Annotated in this window: 20 protein-coding genes; 15 read left to right on the plus strand and 5 right to left on the minus strand. The window is 58.2% G+C overall.

What is annotated here, in order from left to right; all coding sequences use genetic code 11:
• Positions 1-111 precede the first annotated feature (111 nt).
• Positions 112-1,422: a histidinol dehydrogenase gene (gene hisD, locus PSTU_RS0119115; RefSeq protein ID WP_019342629.1), complete on the plus strand. Its 1,311-nt coding sequence runs from the start codon at positions 112-114 to the stop codon at positions 1,420-1,422.
• Between the two features lie 194 nt (positions 1,423-1,616).
• The gene (gene hisC, locus PSTU_RS0119120; protein ID WP_019342630.1) at positions 1,617-2,672 is read left to right on the plus strand and encodes a histidinol-phosphate transaminase; all 1,056 of its coding nucleotides are present in this window, start codon (positions 1,617-1,619) and stop codon (positions 2,670-2,672) included.
• A 243-nt stretch (positions 2,673-2,915) separates the two neighbouring features.
• Here the strand turns inward: hisC and algW are convergent, their stop codons facing one another.
• A complete protein-coding gene (gene algW / locus PSTU_RS0119125) occupies positions 2,916-4,073 on the minus strand; it encodes a Do family serine endopeptidase AlgW (RefSeq protein WP_029404879.1) in 1,158 nt (385 codons plus the stop codon).
• A 213-nt stretch (positions 4,074-4,286) separates the two neighbouring features.
• Here algW and PSTU_RS0119130 point away from each other — a divergent pair, with 213 nt between their 5' ends.
• The 3 genes from PSTU_RS0119130 to cysN all read left to right on the plus strand — a co-directional run bounded on the left by PSTU_RS0119130 (position 4,287) and on the right by cysN (position 8,054).
• Positions 4,287-5,045, plus strand: a complete 759-nt coding sequence (locus PSTU_RS0119130) for a Nif3-like dinuclear metal center hexameric protein (protein ID WP_019342632.1) — start codon at positions 4,287-4,289, stop codon at positions 5,043-5,045.
• Between the two features lie 180 nt (positions 5,046-5,225).
• Complete coding sequence (gene cysD / locus PSTU_RS0119135) at positions 5,226-6,143, plus strand: sulfate adenylyltransferase subunit CysD (RefSeq protein ID WP_019342633.1); 918 nt, start codon at positions 5,226-5,228, stop codon at positions 6,141-6,143.
• 12 nt (positions 6,144-6,155) lie between these two features.
• Positions 6,156-8,054, plus strand: coding sequence for a sulfate adenylyltransferase subunit CysN (cysN, locus tag PSTU_RS0119140; protein ID WP_019342634.1), 1,899 nt, complete (start codon positions 6,156-6,158; stop codon positions 8,052-8,054).
• Positions 8,055-8,311: 257 nt separating this feature from the next.
• Here the strand turns inward: cysN and PSTU_RS0119145 are convergent, their stop codons facing one another.
• On the minus strand, positions 8,312-9,715 hold the full coding sequence (locus tag PSTU_RS0119145; RefSeq protein ID WP_100206799.1) for an O-antigen ligase family protein: 1,404 nt from the start codon (positions 9,713-9,715) through the stop codon (positions 8,312-8,314).
• A gap of 155 nt (positions 9,716-9,870) precedes the next feature.
• Complete coding sequence (locus PSTU_RS22205) at positions 9,871-10,317, minus strand: pilin (RefSeq protein ID WP_019342636.1); 447 nt, start codon at positions 10,315-10,317, stop codon at positions 9,871-9,873.
• A gap of 224 nt (positions 10,318-10,541) precedes the next feature.
• Here PSTU_RS22205 and pilB point away from each other — a divergent pair, with 224 nt between their 5' ends.
• The 5 genes from pilB to yacG all read left to right on the plus strand — a co-directional run bounded on the left by pilB (position 10,542) and on the right by yacG (position 15,315).
• Entirely contained in the window at positions 10,542-12,245 is a 1,704-nt protein-coding gene (pilB, locus tag PSTU_RS0119155) for a type IV-A pilus assembly ATPase PilB (protein WP_019342637.1), read from the plus strand.
• A gap of 1 nt (position 12,246) precedes the next feature.
• Positions 12,247-13,464, plus strand: a complete 1,218-nt coding sequence (locus PSTU_RS0119160) for a type II secretion system F family protein (RefSeq protein ID WP_019342638.1) — start codon at positions 12,247-12,249, stop codon at positions 13,462-13,464.
• Between the two features lie 3 nt (positions 13,465-13,467).
• Positions 13,468-14,334, plus strand: a complete 867-nt coding sequence (locus PSTU_RS0119165; RefSeq protein ID WP_019342639.1) for a prepilin peptidase — start codon at positions 13,468-13,470, stop codon at positions 14,332-14,334.
• A 178-nt stretch (positions 14,335-14,512) separates the two neighbouring features.
• Positions 14,513-15,121 carry a dephospho-CoA kinase gene (gene coaE / locus PSTU_RS0119170; RefSeq protein ID WP_019342640.1) on the plus strand — a complete coding sequence of 203 codons (609 nt, stop codon included), beginning with the start codon at positions 14,513-14,515 and terminating at the stop codon, positions 15,119-15,121.
• Positions 15,118-15,315, plus strand: a complete 198-nt coding sequence (gene yacG, locus PSTU_RS0119175; protein WP_029404881.1) for a DNA gyrase inhibitor YacG — start codon at positions 15,118-15,120, stop codon at positions 15,313-15,315. The genes coaE and yacG overlap by 4 nt, the downstream gene beginning before the upstream one ends.
• A gap of 56 nt (positions 15,316-15,371) precedes the next feature.
• On the opposite strand, the gene PSTU_RS0119180 is transcribed toward yacG, so the two are convergent.
• Both PSTU_RS0119180 and PSTU_RS0119185 read right to left on the minus strand, forming a co-directional pair.
• Positions 15,372-16,064 carry an energy-coupling factor ABC transporter permease gene (locus tag PSTU_RS0119180; protein ID WP_019342642.1) on the minus strand — a complete coding sequence of 231 codons (693 nt, stop codon included), beginning with the start codon at positions 16,062-16,064 and terminating at the stop codon, positions 15,372-15,374.
• Positions 16,065-16,154: 90 nt separating this feature from the next.
• Entirely contained in the window at positions 16,155-17,192 is a 1,038-nt protein-coding gene (locus tag PSTU_RS0119185) for an NADP(H)-dependent aldo-keto reductase (RefSeq protein ID WP_019342643.1), read from the minus strand.
• Positions 17,193-17,591: 399 nt separating this feature from the next.
• Here PSTU_RS0119185 and rplM point away from each other — a divergent pair, with 399 nt between their 5' ends.
• From rplM to PSTU_RS0119210, 5 genes are all read left to right on the plus strand, one after another.
• Positions 17,592-18,020 (plus strand): 50S ribosomal protein L13, encoded by a 429-nt coding sequence (rplM, locus tag PSTU_RS0119190; RefSeq protein WP_019342644.1) that lies wholly within the window; start codon positions 17,592-17,594, stop codon positions 18,018-18,020.
• A gap of 14 nt (positions 18,021-18,034) precedes the next feature.
• Positions 18,035-18,427, plus strand: coding sequence for a 30S ribosomal protein S9 (gene rpsI / locus PSTU_RS0119195; protein WP_019342645.1), 393 nt, complete (start codon positions 18,035-18,037; stop codon positions 18,425-18,427).
• A 266-nt stretch (positions 18,428-18,693) separates the two neighbouring features.
• Complete coding sequence (gene petA, locus PSTU_RS0119200; protein ID WP_019342646.1) at positions 18,694-19,287, plus strand: ubiquinol-cytochrome c reductase iron-sulfur subunit; 594 nt, start codon at positions 18,694-18,696, stop codon at positions 19,285-19,287.
• Entirely contained in the window at positions 19,287-20,498 is a 1,212-nt protein-coding gene (locus PSTU_RS0119205; RefSeq protein ID WP_019342647.1) for a cytochrome b, read from the plus strand. The genes petA and PSTU_RS0119205 overlap by 1 nt, the downstream gene beginning before the upstream one ends.
• On the plus strand, positions 20,498-21,307 hold the full coding sequence (locus PSTU_RS0119210) for a cytochrome c1 (protein ID WP_019342648.1): 810 nt from the start codon (positions 20,498-20,500) through the stop codon (positions 21,305-21,307). Before PSTU_RS0119205 ends, PSTU_RS0119210 begins: the two co-directional genes overlap by 1 nt.
• The last annotated feature ends 28 nt before the right edge of the window (positions 21,308-21,335 follow it).

Below are 21,335 nucleotides of genomic sequence, written 5' to 3' on the forward strand. Positions count from 1 at the left end.
TAACCGCCAGCCGATCCGCGTCATAGCCTAAATTTTCAGGTGCCCGCGCGGTCGGCTTGTTAGTCTAGGGCGCCTGACCATCGCTGTACTCATTCCTTCATGAGGCCCGTTATGACCGCTCCCATCGACATCCGCCGACTCAATGCTGCTGATCCCGATTTCGCGCGACATCTGGATCATCTGCTGAGCTGGGAAAGCGTGTCTGATGATGGCGTCAATCAGCGGGTGCTGGAGATTATCCGAACCGTCCGCGAGCGTGGCGATGCCGCATTAGTGGAGTTGACCCAGCGCTTCGACGGCCTTGAAGTCGCGTCCATGGCTGACTTGATCCTGCCGCGCGAGCGGCTTGAACTGGCGCTGACGCGAATCAGCCCGGCTCAGCGTCAGGCGTTGGAAGCGGCGGCGGAACGTGTCCGTATCTACCACGAACGGCAAAAGCAGGACTCCTGGACCTACACCGAAGCGGATGGCACCGTGCTTGGGCAGAAAGTCACCCCGCTTGATCGCGCCGGCCTCTATGTGCCGGGTGGCAAGGCATCGTATCCGTCTTCTGTATTGATGAACGCTATCCCGGCAAAGGTTGCCGGGGTGCCGGAAGTCGTGATGGTGGTGCCCACTCCGCGCGGTGAGATCAATGAACTGGTGTTGGCGGCGGCGTGCATCTCTGGTGTCGATCGGGTGTTCACCATCGGTGGCGCTCAGGCCGTCGCGGCGCTGGCCTACGGGACTGAAAGCGTTCCGCCAGTCGACAAGATCGTCGGGCCTGGCAACATCTATGTCGCGACGGCCAAGCGTCACGTGTTCGGCAAGGTCGGCATCGATATGATCGCTGGTCCCTCCGAAATCCTGGTGGTGTGCGACGGCCAGACCGATCCCGACTGGATCGCCATGGACCTGTTTTCCCAGGCCGAGCACGACGAGGATGCGCAGTCGATCCTGGTCAGCCCGGATGCGGACTTCCTCGACCGGGTCGCTGAAAGCATTTCCCGTTTGCTGCCAAGCCTTGAACGTGGCGAGATCGCCCGCGCCTCGCTGCAGGGGCGTGGGGCGCTGATTCAGGTTGCCGACATGCAGCAGGCGATCGATGTCGCTAATCGCATTGCGCCCGAGCACCTTGAGCTGTCGGTGGCTGATCCCGATGCGTGGCTGCCGCAAATTCGACACGCCGGGGCGATCTTCATGGGGCGTTATACGGCCGAGGCGCTGGGCGACTATTGCGCCGGCCCGAATCACGTCCTGCCCACCTCGGGCACAGCGCGGTTCTCGTCACCCTTGGGCGTTTACGATTTCCAGAAGCGCTCGTCGATCATCAACTGTTCGGCAGAAGGCGCGTCCGAATTGGGCAAGGTGGCCTCGGTGCTGGCGCGCGGCGAGTCGCTGACCGCTCACGCCCGCAGCGCCGAATATCGGATAAAACGGTAAAGCTGAACAAAGCGCTGCGGGCTTGAGGGCTGGACGTGTAGGCGCGAGCTTGCTCGCGACCGCCTTCAAAAGCTTCGCCAGCAAGCTAGCTCCTACGGTTGGGGGGGCAGCCAAGGCTGGGTCTTGCCCGCGTGCGCTTTCGTTTAGCCTCCAGCCTCTAGCGATCAAACCATTTGAATCAAGGAATAAGGCCGATGAGCAAATTCTGGAGCCCCTTCGTCAAAGCGCTGGTTCCCTATGTGCCGGGTGAGCAGCCAAAGCTTACCAATCTGGTCAAGCTCAACACCAATGAGAACCCCTACGGCCCTTCGCCCAAGGCGCTTGCAGCGATGCAGGCGGAGCTGAACGACAACCTGCGGCTGTACCCCGATCCGAACGGCGAGCGCCTCAAGCGCGCTGTCGCTGATTACTACCACGTCCGGCCTGAGCAGGTTTTCGTCGGCAATGGTTCGGACGAGGTGCTTGCTCACGTTTTCCATGGGCTTTTCCAGCATGACAAGCCGCTGCTGTTTCCCGACGTGACCTACAGTTTCTACCCGGTCTATTGCGGCCTGTATGGCATCGACTACGAAACCATCGCGCTGGACGACCGTTTCCAGATCGAGGTAGCCGATTACGCCCGGCCCAACGGGGGCATCATTTTCCCCAATCCCAACGCGCCGACGGGTTGCCTGCTGGCGCTCGAAGTGATCGAGCGGCTGCTGCAGGCAAGCCCCGATTCGGTGGTCGTGGTCGATGAGGCCTACATCGATTTTGGTGGCGAGTCAGCAATCGCGTTAGTGGACCGCTACCCGAACCTGCTGGTCACCCAGACCCTCTCCAAATCACGCTCCCTGGCAGGTCTGCGCGTTGGTCTGGCAGTAGGGCATCCGGACCTGATCGAGGCGCTGGAACGCATCAAGAACAGTTTCAACTCTTATCCGTTGGACCGCATCGCCATTGCCGGCGCTGCGGCAGCATTTGAGGACCGCGCCTATTTCGAGCACACCTGCCAGCAGGTGATCGCCAGTCGCGAGGCCGTCACGGCGTCGATGCAGGCGTTGGGCTTTGAGGTGCTGCCCTCGGCGGCGAACTTCATCTTCGCGCGGCATTTGCAGCGCGACGCTGCTGCGCTGGCGGCGGGGCTGCGTGAGCACGGTGTTATCGTGCGGCACTTCAAGCTGGGGCGAATCGAGCAGTTTCTGCGGATCAGTATCGGCGCACCGGAGCAAAATCAGGCATTGCTCGATGCGCTGAAACGTATTGTTTGATTGGGTTCGCCACGAGCCAGCGGCTGTCTCCGGTCGCTGGTAATAGCAGCGCAGTCTGATCGTATTCGCTGTTACCCGAGCACCCCGCTTGGCATAGGCCGGGCAGCGTGTTTCGCACCTTTTGGGTGGTCGCTCCGCTTGGCTGAGTCTCCGCCCGGTTTGTGCCTCACGCCGCGCGCGGAGCAGTAACCTGCTCTCGCTCCGACAGCATCTCGATAACACTTGATTGGGCGAACGACCCGGCTATTGGGGCGTTTTCTCCACCAGTGGCCGCATGCCCACTTCGGCCGTAAGCGTCAGCGGTTTGCCATTACGCAGAATGTCGATATCAATCTTGTCCCCAGGCCTCACGCGGGCAACCTGGTTCATTGAGCTGCGACCATCGCTTGCTTGCTGCCCATCGATGCTGAGGATCAGGTCGCCCGGTAGCAGGCCGGCGCGTTCAGCCGGCCCATCCCGATAGACGCCGGCCACCACGATTCCGGGCCGACCGGCCTGACCGAAGGATTCAGCCAGCTCCGGTGTGAGCGATTGCACCTCCACGCCGAGCCAGCCGCGAATGACTTGACCGTGCTCGATGATGGACTTCATCACGTCCATGGCGAGTTTCACCGGGATGGCGAAGCCGATACCTTGCGAGCCGCCGGATTCGGAAATGATCGCCGTGTTGATACCAATCAGATGGCCGGCGGTGTCCACCAGTGCACCACCCGAATTGCCGCGGTTGATCGCTGCGTCGGTCTGGATAAAGTCTTCGTAGGTATTAAGACCGAGCTGGTTGCGGCCGGTCGCGCTGATGATCCCCATCGTCACGGTTTGTCCCACACCGAACGGATTGCCGATCGCCAGTGTCACGTCGCCGATGCGGATGCCATCCGAGCGGCCGATGGTGATTGCCGGAAGCTCTGCCAGGTCGATCTTGAGCACTGCTAGATCGGTTTCCGGATCGCTGCCGATTACCCGTGCAAGGGTTTCTCGTCCATCGCGTAGCGCCACGACGATCTGTTCTGCATTCGCCGTGACGTGGTTATTGGTGAGCAGGTAGCCTTCCGGACTCATGATCACGGCCGAACCGAGGCTCGACTCCATGCGACGTTGGCGCGGCAGGTTGTCCCCGTAGAAGCGCCGGAACAGTGGGTCGTCCTTGAGCATTGGCGGCTGGCTGGCGCTGTCGATCACCTTGGTGGTGTAGAGATTGGCCACCGCGGGCGCAGCGCTGCTGACCGCATTGGCATAGGAGTAGGGACCTTGCTGGGGTATGCCGATCAGCGGCGCTTGCTGCAGGCTGTATTCCGGTTCGGCGCCGAGCCCTACCAGATGCGGGTAGCGCTGAATGATCAGCAGGGCCACCAGCAGGCCTACCAGCAACGGCCAGCCAAAAAAACGCAGGGCATTGATCATCGCGATGGAAAGTCCGGACAGGTTGCGGAAGGCGAGAGCGCCTCTTAAGGTGGCCGCATTATACGAAGCTTGCCGCGAAATGCAGCCTTGCTGGTGGCAAAACTGCATCGCAACGCCCGGAATGCTTAACCCGTATCGTTCCTGATTGGCTGTCCGGCCTGTTTTCGTCAACGACACCACTTTCGACCAACTGATTCACAGAAGGATGCTTGCATGGCCGTTGCGCTGACTACCCTGGTCGATGAAGCCGACCGCTTCCTGAATGCCGCGAAGATGCCCGACTATTGCCCTAACGGCTTGCAAGTCGAAGGGCGTCCCCAGGTGCGGCGCATCGTCAGTGGGGTGACGGCGAGCCAAGCGCTGCTCGATGCCGCGGTCGAGGCGCAAGCCGATGTCGTGCTGGCGCACCATGGCTATTTCTGGAAGAACGAAGACCCACGCGTGGTCGGCATCAAGCAACGCCGGCTGAAAACGCTGCTATGCAATGACATCAGCCTGCTCGCCTACCATTTGCCGCTCGACGTCCATCCAGAGGTGGGCAACAACGTGCAACTGGCTCGTCTGCTCGGGTTAACGGTCGAGGGCGCTTTGGAGCCGAATAATCCTCGATCAGTGGGGCTTGTCGGCTCCCTCGATACGCCGCTCGCACCGGCCGACTTCATGCAGCGGGTTCAAAACGCGCTCGGGCGTGAGCCACTGATGGTCGAAGGGCTTGGCCTGATCAGAAGGGTCGCCTGGTGCACCGGTGGCGCACAGGGCTATATCGATCAAGCGGTAACCGCAGGCGTCGATGCCTATCTGACGGGAGAGATTTCGGAGCCCACGGTGCATATCGCACGCGAAAACGGGCTGAGCTTTTTTGCTGCCGGCCATCACGCCACCGAGCGGTACGGCGTGCAGGCGCTGGGTGAATATCTGGCGAAACGGTTTGCCATTGAACATCTGTTCATCGATTGCCCGAACCCCGCGTGACGAGGTGCTTAGGCATAGTCCGGCTCTGGGTGAAGCGAAACCGAGAAGAGGTTTTGCCCGGTATAAAGCTAGAGCATTTAGATCTAAGCGGCGTCCTGATTAGAATCTAACGTCGTGTTAGAGTTGCGCCCTCGTTCCGGCCGTGCCGGCCGTCCCACCTGCAAAAATTCGTGAGTAGCCATGGTCGACAAACTGACGCATCTGAAACAGCTGGAGGCGGAAAGCATCCACATCATCCGTGAGGTGGCCGCCGAGTTCGACAACCCGGTGATGCTTTATTCCATCGGTAAGGATTCGGCCGTAATGCTGCATCTGGCACGTAAGGCGTTTTTCCCAGGCCGGTTGCCATTCCCGGTGATGCACGTCGACACTCGCTGGAAATTCCAGGAGATGTACCGCTTCCGCGAGAAGATGGTCACCGAAATGGATCTGGACCTGATCACGCACATCAACCCGGATGGCGTGGCGCAGAACATCAATCCGTTCACCCATGGCAGCGCCAAACACACCGATATCATGAAGACCGAGGGCTTGAAGCAGGCGCTCGACAAGCACGGCTTCGATGCGGCGTTCGGTGGCGCACGGCGCGATGAAGAGAAGTCTCGGGCGAAAGAGCGCGTGTACTCCTTCCGCGACAGCAAGCACCGCTGGGATCCGAAGAATCAGCGTCCTGAGCTCTGGAACGTCTACAACGGCAAGGTGAAGAAGGGCGAATCCATCCGCGTTTTCCCACTGTCGAACTGGACCGAGCTGGACATCTGGCAATACATCTATCTGGAACAAATCCCGATCGTGCCGCTGTACTTCGCCGCCGAGCGCGAAGTCATCGAGAAGAACGGCACCCTGATCATGATCGACGACGAGCGCATCCTCGAGCACCTCACCGACGAGGAAAAGGGCCGCATCGAAAAGCGCATGGTTCGTTTCCGCACGCTCGGCTGCTACCCGCTGACCGGTGCGGTGGAGTCCACGGCGTCAAGCCTTCCCGAGATCATCCAGGAAATGCTCTTGACGCGTACTTCCGAACGTCAGGGCCGTGTCATCGACCACGATGGCGCCGGTTCGATGGAAGAAAAGAAACGTCAGGGCTACTTCTAAGGATTCCGCACCATGTCTCATCAGTCTGATTTGATCAGCGAGGACATCCTCGCCTACCTGGCCCAGCACGAGCGCAAAGAGCTTCTGCGCTTCCTGACCTGCGGTAACGTCGACGACGGCAAGAGCACTCTGATCGGGCGCTTACTGCATGACTCGAAGATGATCTATGAAGATCATCTCGAAGCCATCACCCGCGATTCGAAGAAATCCGGCACCACGGGCGATGACGTCGACCTGGCGTTGCTGGTCGACGGCCTACAGGCCGAGCGTGAGCAGGGCATCACCATCGATGTCGCCTACCGTTATTTCTCCACCGCCAAGCGCAAGTTCATCATTGCCGACACCCCCGGCCATGAGCAGTACACGCGCAACATGGCCACCGGCGCGTCGACCTGCGACCTGGCGATCATCCTGGTCGATGCCCGCTACGGTGTGCAGACCCAGACCAAGCGTCACAGCTTCATCACCTCGCTACTCGGCATCAAACACATCGTCGTGGCCATCAACAAGATGGACCTGATGGACTTCGACCAGTCCGTTTTCGAGCGCATCAAGGCCGACTACCTGGCGTTCGCCGAGCGCATCGAGCTCCAGCCGACTTCGCTGCACTTCGTACCCATGTCGGCGCTCAAGGGCGACAACGTGGTCAACCGTTCCGAGCGTGCGCCTTGGTACGAAGGTCAGTCGCTGATGGAGATTCTCGAAAGCGTCGAGATCGCTGGCGACCGCAATTTTGACGACCTGCGCTTCCCGGTGCAGTACGTCAACCGTCCCAACCTCAACTTCCGCGGCTTTGCCGGTACGCTGGCCAGCGGCATCGTGCGCAAGGGCGACGAGGTCGTTGTGCTGCCGTCCGGCAAGCGCAGCACCGTCAAATCCATCGTCACCTTTGACGGCGAGCTGGAGCAGGCAACTCCGGGCGAGGCGATCACCCTGACCCTGGAAGATGAGATCGACGTGTCGCGCGGCGACATGCTGGTACACGCCGACAATCAGCCTCGCATCGCTGACAGCTTCGACGCCATGCTGGTGTGGATGGCCGAAGAGCCGATGCTGCCGGGCAAGAAATACGACATCAAGCGTGCTACCAGCTACGTGCCGGGTTCGATTGCCAGCATCACTCATCGAGTGGATGTGAACACGCTGGAGCATGGTTCGGCGAGCAGCCTGGCGCTCAACGAGATCGGCCGGGTGAAGATCGCGCTGGACGCCCCCATTGCGCTGGATGGCTACGCGCAAAATCGTACGACCGGCGCCTTCATCATCATTGACCGCCTCACCAACGGCACCGTGGGCGCCGGCATGATCATTGCCGACCCGGTCGCCCACGGCGCGTTCGGACATCACGGCGCGCTGGCGCATGTATCCACCGAAGAGCGGGCAAGCCGTTTCGGTCAGCAGCCGGCAACCGTGCTGTTCACCGGCTTGTCCGGTGCCGGCAAGAGCACCCTGGCTTATGCGGTCGAGCGCAAGCTGTTCGACATGGGTCGCGCCGTCTATGTGCTGGACGGCCAGAACCTGCGCCACGACGTTAACAAGGGCCTTCCACAGGATCGTGCAGGTCGTACCGAAAACTGGCGCCGTGCCGCTCAAGTGGCGCGTCAGTTCAATGAGGCCGGTCTGCTGACCCTCGCAGCCTTCGTCGCACCGGACGCAGAAGGGCGCGAGCAGGCCAAGGCGCTGATCGGTGCAGATCGAGCCATCACCGTCTATGTGCAAGCTTCTCCGCAGGCCTGCCAACAGCGTGATCCGCAGGGGCTATATGCGGCAGGCAGCGACAACATCCCGGGCGAGTCCTTCCCCTACGATGTGCCTGTGAATGCTGATCTGGTGATCGACACGGAATCGCTGACGGTCGAGGAGAGTGCCAAGCAGGTCACTGACTTGCTGCGTAAACGCGGCGTTATCTAGCGCACCGTCTGTTGAAATAAAACGCCCTGCCCATGCAGGGCGTTTTTGTTTGGACGAAGTCCTCCCCCACTAACTGTAGGCGGGTGCAACCCGCCGAGAGCGGTCGGTGCAACGTGGAATCAACGTCGGACAGCCCGAAAGCAATTCGCCGTGGTTGATGAACAAGGTCTCAGTGAACTACGGAGCAGGTGTAATGATTCGATCTTGCAGGGCGCTTGCCGGAACCGCGCAGGTTCCCTCGCTCTACAGCGATGCGACTACATCGGTATCCAACCTTGCGACCAAAAGCGAGGAGTCAAGCCGGTGTGATATTGCGTCGTGTAGGTATCGATAATTTGGGGCAATGTGGGTGCTTCGCTTATCAGAGCTTTGCCTAGAACCAGCAGCACCGGGATTGCGGTAACGGCGCAGCCGAAGCGCTGAATAAGGGAGGGGGCCGTAAGTGTGGTGGACTGGCGACCCAAGGCCAACCCAATCAGTAATGCGAGCCAAGTCTCTGTGTAGGGCATGACGAATACACCATCGACCTGAGCCAATACTAGTGCACCGACGATTGAAACCCAAAGCGCGGCATCCATTTCGTTGCCAGACGTGCTTCGTAAATAGCGGGCGCCGTTTAGCAATCCCCATATGCAAAGGGCAAGAGCAATAACGGTAGCGACGACGCCCCATTCGGCCAGCCACTGAAGGAAAACTTGATGTGGATGGGCCGCGATGGGGTTATAAGTTGCCGAGTAGTGCATGGGGCCAACACCCAGCCAGGGATTAGCCAGCGCCATCTCCCACGCCCATTGCCATATAAGCTCGCGACCCGACAGGCTGGTGCGTACGCCATCGCGAAGGACTGGATCGAGCCCCAGCCAAAGTGGGACCAGTTTGAACAGCAGCAAGAACAGCACAAAGCCCAGTAAAGCTGCAGCTGCCTGCAAGGCTACGATGTGCCAGAGCTTGCGGTTTATCACAAGCAGGGCGAGATGGCTGGCAAGTAATCCTAGCCACAGACCTCGCCCCCCTAGAGTAAAAGCGATACACCAATGGAAGGAAAGTCCGAGCGCTAATAAACTAACGAGCGATTTCTTACGATGGTGGAGGCTGTGCGCAATCAAAACTGCCATTACCGGCATAAGTAGGACTTGGAATTGACCGAAAGAGCGCGGATTTGAGAAGCCAGTTACGAGAATGTCAGTGTCTAGCTTATATACACCCGTGATGAATGCTAGTAAGTAATAATTCAAAAATTGAAATGCTTGGATAAGCCCAATGAAAGCCATAATTCCTAGCAGTGAGCGCAGGTGGATAGCGTTTAATTGCATCCCGCCAATAGCTATGACAAGTAGGGATAAACCAGCAAATCTGCTCCACTCTTTGAGTGCCCATTCGGGCCACATGGAAGCATGGGTTGAAAGTATGCCAATAAATAACAAGAGAAAAACTGCAGCGGATGCCTGCTTTGGTAATGCCGTTTTCGACGAAAAAATCGCAAGAGGTGCGGTTATGCAAAGCAGGACTAATTGAAAGATACGCTGTTGGTCATGCCAGGTGTACTCGGCGAGCCATAGATGTAAGGCTGAAAAGCAGAATAATATAACCGATAAAGCTAGCAACATATAAGCCGCTGTAGTGGTTATAGAAAAATTAATTTTTTGCTTGTGCCTTATCATTAGTCGATAGCACTAAGGTGTGTATAGCTTTAAGATGATTGATGTTATGTAGTCGACGCAAAACCCCGCCTGCAAGGGGCGAGGTTTTGCCATCTCGACTGAATATTACTGCGTGTTAAACCGCTGGGTATTCGCTGGCGTCATTAGGAGTTAACTTACGAGCTAGTGCAGTTAGTTGCGTATTGCTGGCTAACGGTAGTAACACAGCCCCAAACACCTGTGGCAGGGGTGTAGGTATATTTTACGGTCTTAGTGTTCAGATTTGTGTTGGCACCACCGAATGTATAGGTGAGTTCATAGGTCGTTGCGTTAGCGGCCGCTGCTGGTGCCGTGATTGTGCCGTATTCACCAGTAAGCTGAATCCCCAGCGCATTGGTTGTGGCGTTGGGCGCACCGGTCGATGCGGTAAATGCTTGACCTTGGTCAATCTTCTCTTGCACCGCAGTGCGAGCCCCGCCAAGAAGCGTATGTGATTCGGAAAATTGCGAGCGCGCAATATAGTTTTGATATTGCGGTATCGCGATTGCAGCCAATATACCGATAATCGCTACAACGATCATCAATTCAATCAGGGTAAAACCTTTTTGCATCTGAGCTTTCATGTGTTTCTCCTTGAAGGTTCAGGCAGTTGAGCCTGTTCTCCCAATTGCAGGCGCCGTGCCAACTTTCCAGCCCAGAGATTCCGCGGGTCTGAGGGGCAATGTGAACCATGCACGCTGTCTGGATTCGCACGCTTCTGACAAATTTCGTCACCTGCGATGACGCCGTTTGGCACGCCTGGCTATCTACGCTATAAGGCGAGCATTAATCCAGAAGAACCGAGCCCATGATCGACAACGTTGCCCTTTCCGGGTTGGCCAAGCAGATGGTGCTGGCCGGCCTGCTCGACGACCGGACGGCGCAGCAAGCGCAACAGCAGGCGCAACGCAACAAGCTGTCGCTGGTGACCTATGTGGTAGAGAACAAGCTCGCCAGTGGCCGGGCGGTCGCCGAACTGGCAGCAGAACAGTTCGGTGTCGCGTACATGGACCTCAACGCGCTGGATAAGGAAAGCCAGCTAAAAGACGTTGTGTCTGAAAAGTTGGCGCGCCAGCATCGCGTACTGCCGCTGATAAAACGTGGCCACAAGCTGTACGTGGCGGTGTCGGACCCGACCAACCAGCAGGCTGTTTCGGATATCCAGTTCAGTACCGGGCTGACGACCGAGGCGATTCTGGTCGAGGACGACAAGCTCGGTTTGGCCCTCGACAAGTTTTTCGAAAGCGCGACCTCCGGCCTGGAGGATCTCGGTGACGTGGATTTGGACGGGATTGACGTTCAAACCGTATCGGATGATTCAGCGAATGATGACGGCGGGGAGGCCGCCGACGACGCCCCGGTCGTGCGCTTCGTCAACAAGATGCTGCTCGACGCGATTCGCGGCGGCTCTTCCGACCTGCATTTCGAGCCGTACGAGAAAGCGTTCCGCGTACGGCTACGCACCGATGGCATTCTCCATGAAGTGGCGCGCCCGCCGATCCAGTTGGCTCCGCGCATCTCCGCACGCTTGAAGGTCATGGCCGGGCTGGATATCTCCGAGCGCCGCAAGCCGCAGGACGGCCGGATCAAGATGAAGCTGTCCAAGACCAAGGCCATCGACTTCCGCGTGAACACCCTGCCGACCTTGTGGGGCGAGAAGATCGTGATGCGGATTCTCGATCCGTCCAGCGCACAGATGGGCATCGATGCGCTGGGCTATGAGGAGGATCAGAAAGAGCTGTATATGAGTGCCCTCAAGCAGCCGCAGGGCATGATTCTGGTCACCGGCCCAACGGGGTCGGGCAAGACGGTATCCCTGTATACCGGTCTGAATATTCTGAATACAGTCGATGTGAATATCTCTACGGCGGAAGACCCGGTGGAGATCAACCTTGAGGGTATCAATCAAGTAAACGTTAATCCTCGCCAGGGCATGGACTTCTCTCAGGCGCTGCGGGCGTTTCTGCGTCAGGACCCGGACATCATCATGGTGGGCGAGATCCGCGATCTGGAGACCGCCGAGATTGCCATCAAGGCGGCTCAGACGGGCCATATGGTGATGTCGACGCTGCACACTAACAGCGCGGCGGAAACCCTTACGCGTCTGCGCAACATGGGCGTTGCGGCCTTCAATATTGCCACCTCTGTGAACCTGATCATTGCCCAGCGCCTGGCGCGCAAGCTCTGCAACGCCTGCAAAAAAGAAGTGGAAATGCCACGTGATGCCCTGCTGGAAGAGGGTTTCCCTGCCGATAAGATCGGCACCTTCAAGGTTTACGGCCCGGTGGGTTGTGAAAATTGCAAAGGCGGTTACAAAGGCCGTGTCGGTATTTATGAAGTGGTTAAAAACACGCCAGCATTGGCCAGGATTATCATGGAGGACGGCAACTCCATCGACATTTCCACCCAGATGCGTAAAGACGGCTTCAATGACCTGCGCACTTCGGCTCTTGTAAAAGCCATGCAGGGCGTGACCAGCCTGGAAGAAGTCAACCGGGTGACCAAGGACTAACATGGCGCAGAAAGCGGTAAAAACCAGTGTCTTCACCTGGGAAGGAACAAACAGGCAAGGCGCGAAGATCAAGGGCGAGCTAAGCGGCGTAAGCCCAGCACTGGTCAAAGCGCAGCTACGCAAGCAGGGCGTCAACCCGCAGAAGGTTCGCAAGAAGTCGGTGTCGCTGTTCAGCGCCGGCAAGAAGATCAAGCCGATGGATATCGCCCTCTTCACACGTCAGATGGCGACGATGATGAAAGCGGGCGTGCCGTTGTTGCAGTCCTTCGACATTATCGGCGAGGGTTTCGATAACCCGAACATGCGCAAGCTGGTGGACGACCTCAAGCAGGAGGTTGCAGCGGGTAACAGCTTCGCTACCGCTCTGCGCAAGAAGCCGCAGTATTTCGATGACCTGTATTGCAACCTGGTCGATTCGGGCGAGCAGTCCGGCTCCCTGGAAACCCTGCTGGATCGCGTCGCGACCTACAAGGAAAAGACCGAGGCGCTGAAGGCCAAGATCAAGAAAGCGATGAACTACCCGATCGCGGTGGTGCTGGTTGCGATCATCGTGTCGGCGATTCTGTTGATCAAGGTGGTTCCGCAGTTCCAGGAGGTATTCGCCAACTTCGGCGCCGAGTTGCCCGCGTTTACCCTGATGGTCATTGGCCTGTCAGAGGCCTTGCAAGCCTGGTGGCATCTGGTACTGCTTGGTCTGTTCGGCGCTGCTTATGCCTTTAAGACGGCTCACGGCAAGTCCGAGGGCTTTCGTAACTGGTTTGACCGGTTCCTGCTCAAGGTGCCGATCGTGGGTGACATTCTCTACAAGTCTGCGGTGGCGCGTTTTGCGCGGACCTTGGCGACTACGTTCGCGGCGGGTGTGCCGCTGGTGGATGCGCTGGACTCGGTTGCCGGTGCCACTGGTAACGTGGTGTTCCGCAACGCGACGATGAAGGTCAAGAGTGATGTATCCAGCGGTATGCAGCTGAACTTCTCCATGCGAACAACTGGGACCTTCCCGAGCATGGCGATTCAGATGACCGCCATTGGCGAAGAGTCTGGCTCTCTGGATGAGATGCTGGCGAAGGTCGCCACCTTCTACGAAGACGAAGTGGACAACATGGTTGACGGCCTTACTGCGCTCATGGAGCCGATGATCATGGCGGTTCTGGGTGTGCTGGTGGGCGGCTTGATCATCGCCATGTACCTGCCGATCTTCCAGCTTGGGGCCGTGGTCTAGAAAATGAATGTGGCTACTTTTCTGGCCAGCAACACGCTGGCCTTTGTTTTGTGTGTGCTGGTGCTGGGCTTGCTGGTGGGCAGTTTTCTTAATGTGGTCATCCATCGCCTGCCGATCATGATGCAGCGTGACTGGCGCGCTCAGGCGCGTGAGTTTCTGGAGCTGCCGGCCGAGCCTGCGCCAACCTTCAATCTTGTGCTTCCCAACTCTCACTGCCCGCATTGCGATCATGAGATACGGCCTTGGGAAAATATTCCCTTGGTCAGTTGGCTAGCGCTGCGCGGCAAGTGCTCGTCGTGCCGGGCGCCGATCAGCAGGCGCTATCCGTTGATCGAGCTGCTCTGTGGAGTGTTGTCCGCCTATGTGGCCTGGCACTTTGGCTTCACCTGGCAGACCGGGGCGATGCTGTTGCTGACCTGGGGTTTGCTGGCTATGAGCATGATCGATGTCGATCACCAGCTTTTGCCTGACTCCCTCGTGCTGCCGTTGCTGTGGCTGGGCTTGATTGTTAACTACTATGGATTGTTCGCCTCATTGCCGGATGCGGTGTGGGGGGCGGTCGCTGGATATCTCAGCCTATGGTCGGTTTACTGGCTATTCAAACTGGTGACTGGCAAGGAAGGCATGGGCTATGGCGATTTCAAGCTGTTGGCGATGCTGGGCGCTTGGGGCGGATGGCAAGTCTTGCCGCTGACCATTCTTCTTTCGTCAGTCGTCGGCGCAGTGCTGGGTACCATCATGCTGCGCCTGCAAAAGGCGGACAGCGGCACAACCATTCCCTTCGGCCCGTACCTGGCGATTGCCGGTTGGGTCGCGCTGCTCTGGGGCGATCAGATCACTGCAGCCTATCTTCAATTTGCCAGGTTCTAACGGTCTGGGCATTCGGGTCTGATCGGCATTAGCGATTTTTCCGTTCCGTTAGTTGTAAAAGCTGGCTTTCTCAGCTCAAAAAAGGTCGGGCGATTCTCCTGAGAATCGACCTTGCGCTTGCATCCTTTCATTTCAAACGTTACTACTGCGCGTCGTTTTATCGTCTGGACGGGACGTGATGAAGCCTTGGGTGCTGGGTTTGACGGGCGGTATCGGTAGCGGCAAGAGCGCCGTGGTGGACGCTTTCGGTCGCCTCGGAGTGCAGTGGGTCGATTCTGACCATGCCGCCCGCTGGGTTGTAGAGCCAGGTCGACCGGCGCTGGGGTTGATTGTTGATCGGTTCGGTGAGGCTGTTCTCGCGACCGATGGCAGTCTGGATAGAGCCGCGCTGCGCGAACTGGTATTCCGGGAACCGGAGCAGCGCAAATGGCTTGAGCAGCTATTGCATCCGCTGATACGCCAGGAGACCGCTGAGCACCTCGCTCGGGCAACCTCGCCGTACGCGATCATGGTTTCGCCTTTATTGGTGGAGTCCGGTCAGCACCATCAGGTTGCGCGCGTGTTGGTGGTCGATGTGCCAGAGGCGTTGCAGTTGGAGCGCGCCGTTCGGCGCGATCAATCCAGCGAAGCGCAGATCCGCGCCATTCTCAACGCACAGACCAGTCGCGAAGAACGCTTACGTCATGCCGATGATGTGCTGGTCAATGATCGAGATCGGGCCTGGCTGGAAAGCGAGGTCAAACGTTTACACGAGTTTTATCTGACGCTGCGAGGAGGTCAGGAATGAGTACTGCGGTTGTTGAATGTCCCACATGCGGGGCGCCAGTCGAGTGGAGCGTGAAGAGTGTGAGCCGACCGTTCTGCTCGGAGCGGTGCAAGTTGATCGATTTGGGCGCCTGGGCCTCGGAAGAGCATGCGATCCCTGGCAACGAGCTTGAGGATGATCTGTTCTCGGATGACGTACCGCCGCGCCAGCACTGAACTGGCGGTTGGGGTGGCGCATTGGTGTGGGGATCGGTGTGCGCGAGGGTGCTTGCTTACGCCTCGTCGCTGCCGTCATCTTTCCATGGGGCTTGCAGATAACGGCTGCGGTTGAAGGTCTCCATCCAGTCCGGATAGAAAACCACCAGGGCGCTCACGACCGTACCGTTGATGAACGCCTCGGGAAACATTACCAGCCAGATGTAGCCCGCAAAGTCCTCGAGCCAGGGCGGCATCGGGTAGCGGCCATCAATCAGCAAGACCCCAAGCCCTGCAAGGATGCAGAACAGTGCCGCGAGACCCGCGGCAAAGAAGCCTGAGAAGAAGATATACACGAAGAGGTTGCGTGGCTGGGTGCGTTCGACCGCCATCGCGCAGAGCTCGGTTACCGTAACAGGGATCAGCACCAGCAAGACGCCATTCAGGCCGAGGGCCACCAATTGCTGGTGGCCTGTGATCGTCAAGCCAAGCTGGGCGACAAATGCGGCAAGAATCGCCAGGGGCCAGTCGAGCAGTAGCGTGACGGCAGTCAGGCCGATGAAATGGAAAGACAGGCCTGAATCGAAGTCCCGGCGAACCAGCCAAAGCAGAAAGATTGCCAGAACCGCACCAAACAGCAGGTGCTGACGGCGGGTGTCGCTAAACAGCTCGACCCAGGGCGCCCGCATGCACGCCCAAATCAACCCGGCGACATACAGTAGCCAGCCCAGCAAAAGGCTGGTCGGCGCGAGCAGTTCGGCAGCGATCATCTACGGGCTCCTAGCGCCAGAGGCTGGGTTGTCGGTGGCGCCAACAAGGCTCGCCTTTTCGCGGTCAGGAATATCTGACTCAAGGTTTCCTCAAGGGGCAGGGTTTGGTTGTTCGGTGTGAATGGCTTCGATGGCTTCGAGTACCTCTGCTGATAAGTGCAGTTCGGTGCTGGCCAAATTGCTTTCCAGTTGTTCGATTGAAGTGGCACCGATGATGTTGCTGGTGACGAAAGGCCGTCGGGTCACATAGGCAAGGGCCATTTGCGCAGGGTCCAGGCCATGCTCCCTGGCGAGCGTCACATATCGGGAGCATGCCGCTTGCGATTGCGAGTTGGCGTAACGAGCGAAGCGGCTGAACAGTGTCAGGCGTGCTCCGGCTGGTCGCGCGCCTTGCTCGTATTTACCACTGAGCATGCCGAAGGCGAGCGGAGAGTAGGCAAGGAGTCCGCACTGCTCGCGCATTGCGATTTCGGCGAGCCCGACTTCAAAGGTTCGGTTGAGCAGGTTGTAGGGGTTCTGAATGGACACGACGCGCGGCCAGCCTCGGGCTTCGGCAAGCTGCAGGAACTTCATGGTGCCCCATGGCGTTTCGTTCGACAGGCCGATATGGCGGATCTTGCCGGCTTTTACTTGCTCGTCGAGCACCTCGAGGGTTTCCTCGATCGGCGTGAAGTCCTGATCCTGATGGCGGTAGCCAAGCTGGCCGAAGAAATTTGTGCTGCGCTCAGGCCAATGCAGCTGATAGAGATCGATCCAGTCCGTTTGCAGGCGCTGCAGGCTGGCGTCCAGTGCCGCGACGATGTGCTGGCGATTCATTTTCAACTGGCCGTCGCGGATGTGGTTGATGCCATTGCCTGGGCCGGCGATTTTACTGGTCAGAACCCAGTCGGCGCGGTTGCCGCGTGCCTTGAAGTAGTTACCTAGGTAGCGCTCGGTGGAGGCATAGGTGTCCGGCTTGGGCGGTACCGGGTACATTTCGGCTGTGTCGACGAAGTTGATGCCTGCGGCTTTAGCGCAGTCAAGTTGGGCGAAGGCCTCGCGCTCGCTGTTCTGCTCGCCCCAGGTCATGGTGCCCAGGCAGAGCGCAGTGACATTGAGTTCGGTACGGCCTAGTCGGCGCTGTTCCATGCGGTGTCCTTGCGTTTGGAGGGTTCTCGGATTGGGATGGTAGCGCAGGCGATAAGTTTCTTGTCTTCCCCTGCTGGCTTGAGATGCATCCGTCGTGGGCGGCTGGTCAGCGGCACCGATCTGATTGCGCCTCGAGGTGTCGGCGGAGGGAAAGGTAAGAAGCTGCTTGCTATTTGGCTGGTAATCCGGATAATTCCGCAGCCTGTCGCCGGGGATGCCTAGCCCGTTGACGCACAAACAAGGTAGGGGATGCCTAGCCTACCGAACACTGCCGTAGCGGACGCGCTGACCCGAGCCCCCGATAGCGTCTGTTTCCGGCTGTCCTGGCCTTGCCAGGGCGAGCACCATTCAGTAAGATTCGCCGTCTTATTTTCAGGGCGGCCCCTGAGGCTATAACGAATGAAGACTTTTACTGCTAAACCGGAAACCGTCAAGCGCGACTGGTTCGTCGTCGACGCTGCCGGCCAGACCCTGGGTCGTCTGGCAACCGAAATCGCTAGCCGCCTGCGTGGCAAGCACAAGGCGGAATATACCCCTCACGTCGATACCGGTGATTACATCGTCGTTATCAATGCCGAGCAAGTGCGTGTTACCGGTGCGAAAACCACCGACAAGATGTACTACTCCCACTCCGGTTTCCCGGGTGGCATCAAGTCGATCAACTTCGAGAAGCTGATCGCCAAGGCGCCAGAGCGTGTGATCGAGACCGCGGTCAAGGGCATGTTGCCTAAGAACCCGCTGGGTCGCGACATGTACCGTAAGCTGAAGGTGTATAAGGGTGCCAATCATCCGCATACCGCTCAGCAGCCCCAAGAACTGAAGATTTAACGGAATAGTTCATTATGTCGGCGACTCAAAACTACGGCACTGGCCGTCGTAAGACTGCAACCGCACGCGTATTCCTGCGTCCGGGTACTGGCAAAATCTCCATCAACAACCGCGAGCTGGACAACTTCTTCGGGCGTGAAACCGCTCGCATGGTCGTTCGCCAGCCTCTGGAACTGACTGCGACTGTCGAAAAGTTCGACATTTACGTAACTGTTCTCGGTGGTGGTGTGAGTGGTCAGGCCGGTGCGATCCGCCACGGCATCACTCGTGCCCTGATGGAATATGACGAGACCCTGCGTCCTGCTCTGCGTAAAGCTGGCTTCGTTACTCGCGATGCTCGCGAAGTTGAACGTAAGAAAGTCGGTCTGCGTAAGGCGCGTAAGCGTCCGCAGTACTCGAAGCGCTAATTCAGGCTTCTCAAAAAGAACGCCCAGCTTCTCACGGAGCTGGGCGTTTTTTTATGCGCGTCGTTTTCTTTCCTGCGACAGCATGTCGCGCGGCAAGCCCCGGCTTTCGGGGCCTGACGCAAGGATGTATCCGGTTATTACCTTGTCATGAGAGGGGGTTTTCTTTACCATTTGGCGAATTTTTTCGCGGCCTCGTTTTACAGTAGACGCACGTAGTAGACGCCTGCTTTCGGTAGGCCATAAGAAAACTGATGGGAGACGACTGAATGAGCAATGACGGCGTGAATGCTGGCCGGCGTCGCTTCCTCGTAGCCGCTACTTCGGTAGTAGGTGCTGCAGGAGCGGTGGGTGCCGCGGTCCCGTTCGTGGGATCGTGGTTCCCAAGTGCCAAGGCCAAGGCTGCCGGTGCACCGGTTAAGGTAAATATCAGCAAGATCGAGCCAGGCCAGCAGATGGTTGCCGAATGGCGCGGTCAGCCGGTATTTATCCTCCGTCGGACCGACGAGGCCATGGCGAACCTGGCGAAGCTGACTGACACGGTAGCGGATCCCAATTCCGAGGCTTCGGTACAGCCAACCTATGTCGATCCGGCGGTTCGCTCGATCAAACCGGAAGTGCTTATTGTCGTCGGACTCTGCACGCATCTCGGTTGTTCCCCATCCTTCCGCCCGGAAGTGGCAGCGCCTGATCTGGGTGCCGATTGGCTCGGCGGCTACTTCTGCCCGTGCCACGGATCGAAGTACGACTTGGCTGGCCGCGTCTACAAGGGCCAGCCTGCGCCCTTGAACCTGCCGGTTCCCCCACACACATACGAGACGGACTCCATTGTCGTCATCGGCGTGGATCAGGAGAGCGCATGATGAGCAAGTTCATGGAATGGGTCGACGCGCGCTTCCCCGCGACCAAAATGTGGGAAGACCATCTAAGCAAGTACTACGCACCGAAGAACTTTAACGTCCTGTATTTCTTCGGTTCGCTCGCTTTGTTGGTTCTTGTCAATCAACTGCTTACCGGTGTCTGGTTGACGATGAGTTTCGAGCCGTCTGCAGAAGGTGCATTCGCCTCCGTCGAATACATCATGCGCGACGTCGAATATGGCTGGATCATTCGCTACCTGCACTCCACCGGTGCGTCGGCGTTCTTCGTCGTGGTCTACCTGCATATGTTCCGCGGGATCCTTTATGGCTCCTATCAGAAGCCGCGCGAGCTGGTCTGGATCTTCGGCATGATGATCTACCTGGCGTTGATGGCGGAGGCGTTCATGGGCTACCTGCTGCCGTGGGGCCAGATGTCCTACTGGGGCGCCCAGGTAATCATCTCGCTGTTCGGTGCCATCCCGGTTATCGGCGACGATCTGACCCAGTGGATTCGCGGTGATTACCTGATCTCCGGCATCACCCTGAACCGCTTCTTTGCACTGCACGTCATCGCACTGCCGATCGTGATCCTCGGGCTAGTCGTGCTGCACATCCTCGCGCTGCATGAGGTGGGCTCGAACAACCCGATGGGCGTCGACATCAAGAAGACCAAGAACGAAGCAGGCGTGCCGCTTGATGGCATTCCGTTCCATCCGTACTACACGGTGAAGGATATCGTGGGTGTGGTGGTGTTCTTGTTCGTGTTCTGCGCCATCGTGTTCTTCTTCCCGGAAATGGGTGGCTATTTCCTCGAGAAGCCTAACTTCGAAGTGGCGAACGCCTTCAAGACGCCAGAGCATATCGCGCCTGTTTGGTATTTCACGCCGTTCTACGCGATCCTTCGTGCGGTTCCAGACAAGCTCCTGGGCGTCATTGCCATGGGCGCTGCGATCGCCGTGCTGTTCGTACTGCCCTGGCTTGACCGCAGTCCGGTCAAATCAATGAAGTACAAGGGCTGGATGAGCAAGATCACGCTGCTGGCGTTCTGCATCTCCTTCATCATTCTCGGTGTGCTTGGCGTATTGGCTCCGACTCCCGAGCGCACACTTCTCGCGCGGATCTGTACTGCTATCTACTTCGGCTACTTCATCCTGATGCCGTTCTATACCAAGCTCGAGAAGACCAAAGTAGTTCCGCAAAGGGTGGCTGGCTGATGAAAAAGCAATTTGCTGCATTGATTCTCGCACTGGTGCCGGCCTTTGGTTTCGCGGCTGGTGGTGGCGTTCATCTGGATGAAGTCGATGTCGATCTGACTGATAAGGTCGCGTTGCAGGATGGTCTGCAGACCTTTACCAACTACTGCATGGGCTGCCACAGCGCGCAGTACCAGCGGTACGAGCGGGTTGCGACGGATCTGGATATTCCCGCAGAGATCATGCTCGACAATATCGTCTTCACTGGCGCCAAGATCGGCGATCACATGAAGATCGGCATGACTCCGGATGATGCCAAGACCTGGTTTGGTGCAGCTCCGCCGGACCTGACGCTGGTCGCGCGAGTGCGTGGAAACGATTGGTTGTACACCTACCTGCGCAGTTTCTACGAAGATCCTGCTCGTCCATATGGAGTCAACAACACGGTATTCCCGAACGTCGGCATGCCGCACGTGCTGGCACCGCTGCAGGGGCGCCAGGTGTTGCCCGGTACGCTTCCCGAGGGCGAGTCGGTGGCGTGCAAGCAGGTTCAGGTTGTCGAAGACGGTCGCAAGCAGTTCGACCCGCTGACTGGCACACCGATCACGCACGAAGACTGCCATGCCATGACGGTTGTTCCGGGTACCGGTGAGCTTAGCGAGGCTGAATACGACGAGAAGATCAAAAACCTGGTGACCTTCCTCGCGTACTCGGCGAATCCGGTCAAGCTGGAGAGCCAGCGCATTGGTACTTATGTACTGCTGTTCCTGGCGTTCTTCTTCGTATTTGCCTATCTGCTCAAGCGGGAATATTGGAAAGACGTCCACTGATTTCTCGCTTGTTTGTTGTACCCCGCGG

Source organism: Stutzerimonas stutzeri SDM-LAC, assembly GCF_000235745.1.
In the GTDB taxonomy this organism is placed as follows: domain Bacteria; phylum Pseudomonadota; class Gammaproteobacteria; order Pseudomonadales; family Pseudomonadaceae; genus Stutzerimonas; species Stutzerimonas stutzeri_H.

Bases quoted from the DNA above. Each gene is read 5' to 3' on its own strand.
- hisD (WP_019342629.1), top strand. From the start codon at position 112: ATGACCGCTCCCATCGACATCCGCCGACTCAATGCTGCTGATCCCGAT.
- hisC (WP_019342630.1), top strand. From the start codon at position 1,617: ATGAGCAAATTCTGGAGCCCCTTCGTCAAAGCGCTGGTTCCCTATGTG.
- algW (WP_029404879.1), bottom strand. From the start codon at position 4,073: ATGATCAATGCCCTGCGTTTTTTTGGCTGGCCGTTGCTGGTAGGCCTG.
- PSTU_RS0119130 (WP_019342632.1), top strand. From the start codon at position 4,287: ATGGCCGTTGCGCTGACTACCCTGGTCGATGAAGCCGACCGCTTCCTG.
- cysD (WP_019342633.1), top strand. From the start codon at position 5,226: ATGGTCGACAAACTGACGCATCTGAAACAGCTGGAGGCGGAAAGCATC.
- cysN (WP_019342634.1), top strand. From the start codon at position 6,156: ATGTCTCATCAGTCTGATTTGATCAGCGAGGACATCCTCGCCTACCTG.
- PSTU_RS0119145 (WP_100206799.1), bottom strand. From the start codon at position 9,715: ATGATAAGGCACAAGCAAAAAATTAATTTTTCTATAACCACTACAGCG.
- PSTU_RS22205 (WP_019342636.1), bottom strand. From the start codon at position 10,317: ATGAAAGCTCAGATGCAAAAAGGTTTTACCCTGATTGAATTGATGATC.
- pilB (WP_019342637.1), top strand. From the start codon at position 10,542: ATGATCGACAACGTTGCCCTTTCCGGGTTGGCCAAGCAGATGGTGCTG.
- PSTU_RS0119160 (WP_019342638.1), top strand. From the start codon at position 12,247: ATGGCGCAGAAAGCGGTAAAAACCAGTGTCTTCACCTGGGAAGGAACA.
- PSTU_RS0119165 (WP_019342639.1), top strand. From the start codon at position 13,468: ATGAATGTGGCTACTTTTCTGGCCAGCAACACGCTGGCCTTTGTTTTG.
- coaE (WP_019342640.1), top strand. From the start codon at position 14,513: ATGAAGCCTTGGGTGCTGGGTTTGACGGGCGGTATCGGTAGCGGCAAG.
- yacG (WP_029404881.1), top strand. From the start codon at position 15,118: ATGAGTACTGCGGTTGTTGAATGTCCCACATGCGGGGCGCCAGTCGAG.
- PSTU_RS0119180 (WP_019342642.1), bottom strand. From the start codon at position 16,064: ATGATCGCTGCCGAACTGCTCGCGCCGACCAGCCTTTTGCTGGGCTGG.
- PSTU_RS0119185 (WP_019342643.1), bottom strand. From the start codon at position 17,192: ATGGAACAGCGCCGACTAGGCCGTACCGAACTCAATGTCACTGCGCTC.
- rplM (WP_019342644.1), top strand. From the start codon at position 17,592: ATGAAGACTTTTACTGCTAAACCGGAAACCGTCAAGCGCGACTGGTTC.
- rpsI (WP_019342645.1), top strand. From the start codon at position 18,035: ATGTCGGCGACTCAAAACTACGGCACTGGCCGTCGTAAGACTGCAACC.
- petA (WP_019342646.1), top strand. From the start codon at position 18,694: ATGAGCAATGACGGCGTGAATGCTGGCCGGCGTCGCTTCCTCGTAGCC.
- PSTU_RS0119205 (WP_019342647.1), top strand. From the start codon at position 19,287: ATGAGCAAGTTCATGGAATGGGTCGACGCGCGCTTCCCCGCGACCAAA.
- PSTU_RS0119210 (WP_019342648.1), top strand. From the start codon at position 20,498: ATGAAAAAGCAATTTGCTGCATTGATTCTCGCACTGGTGCCGGCCTTT.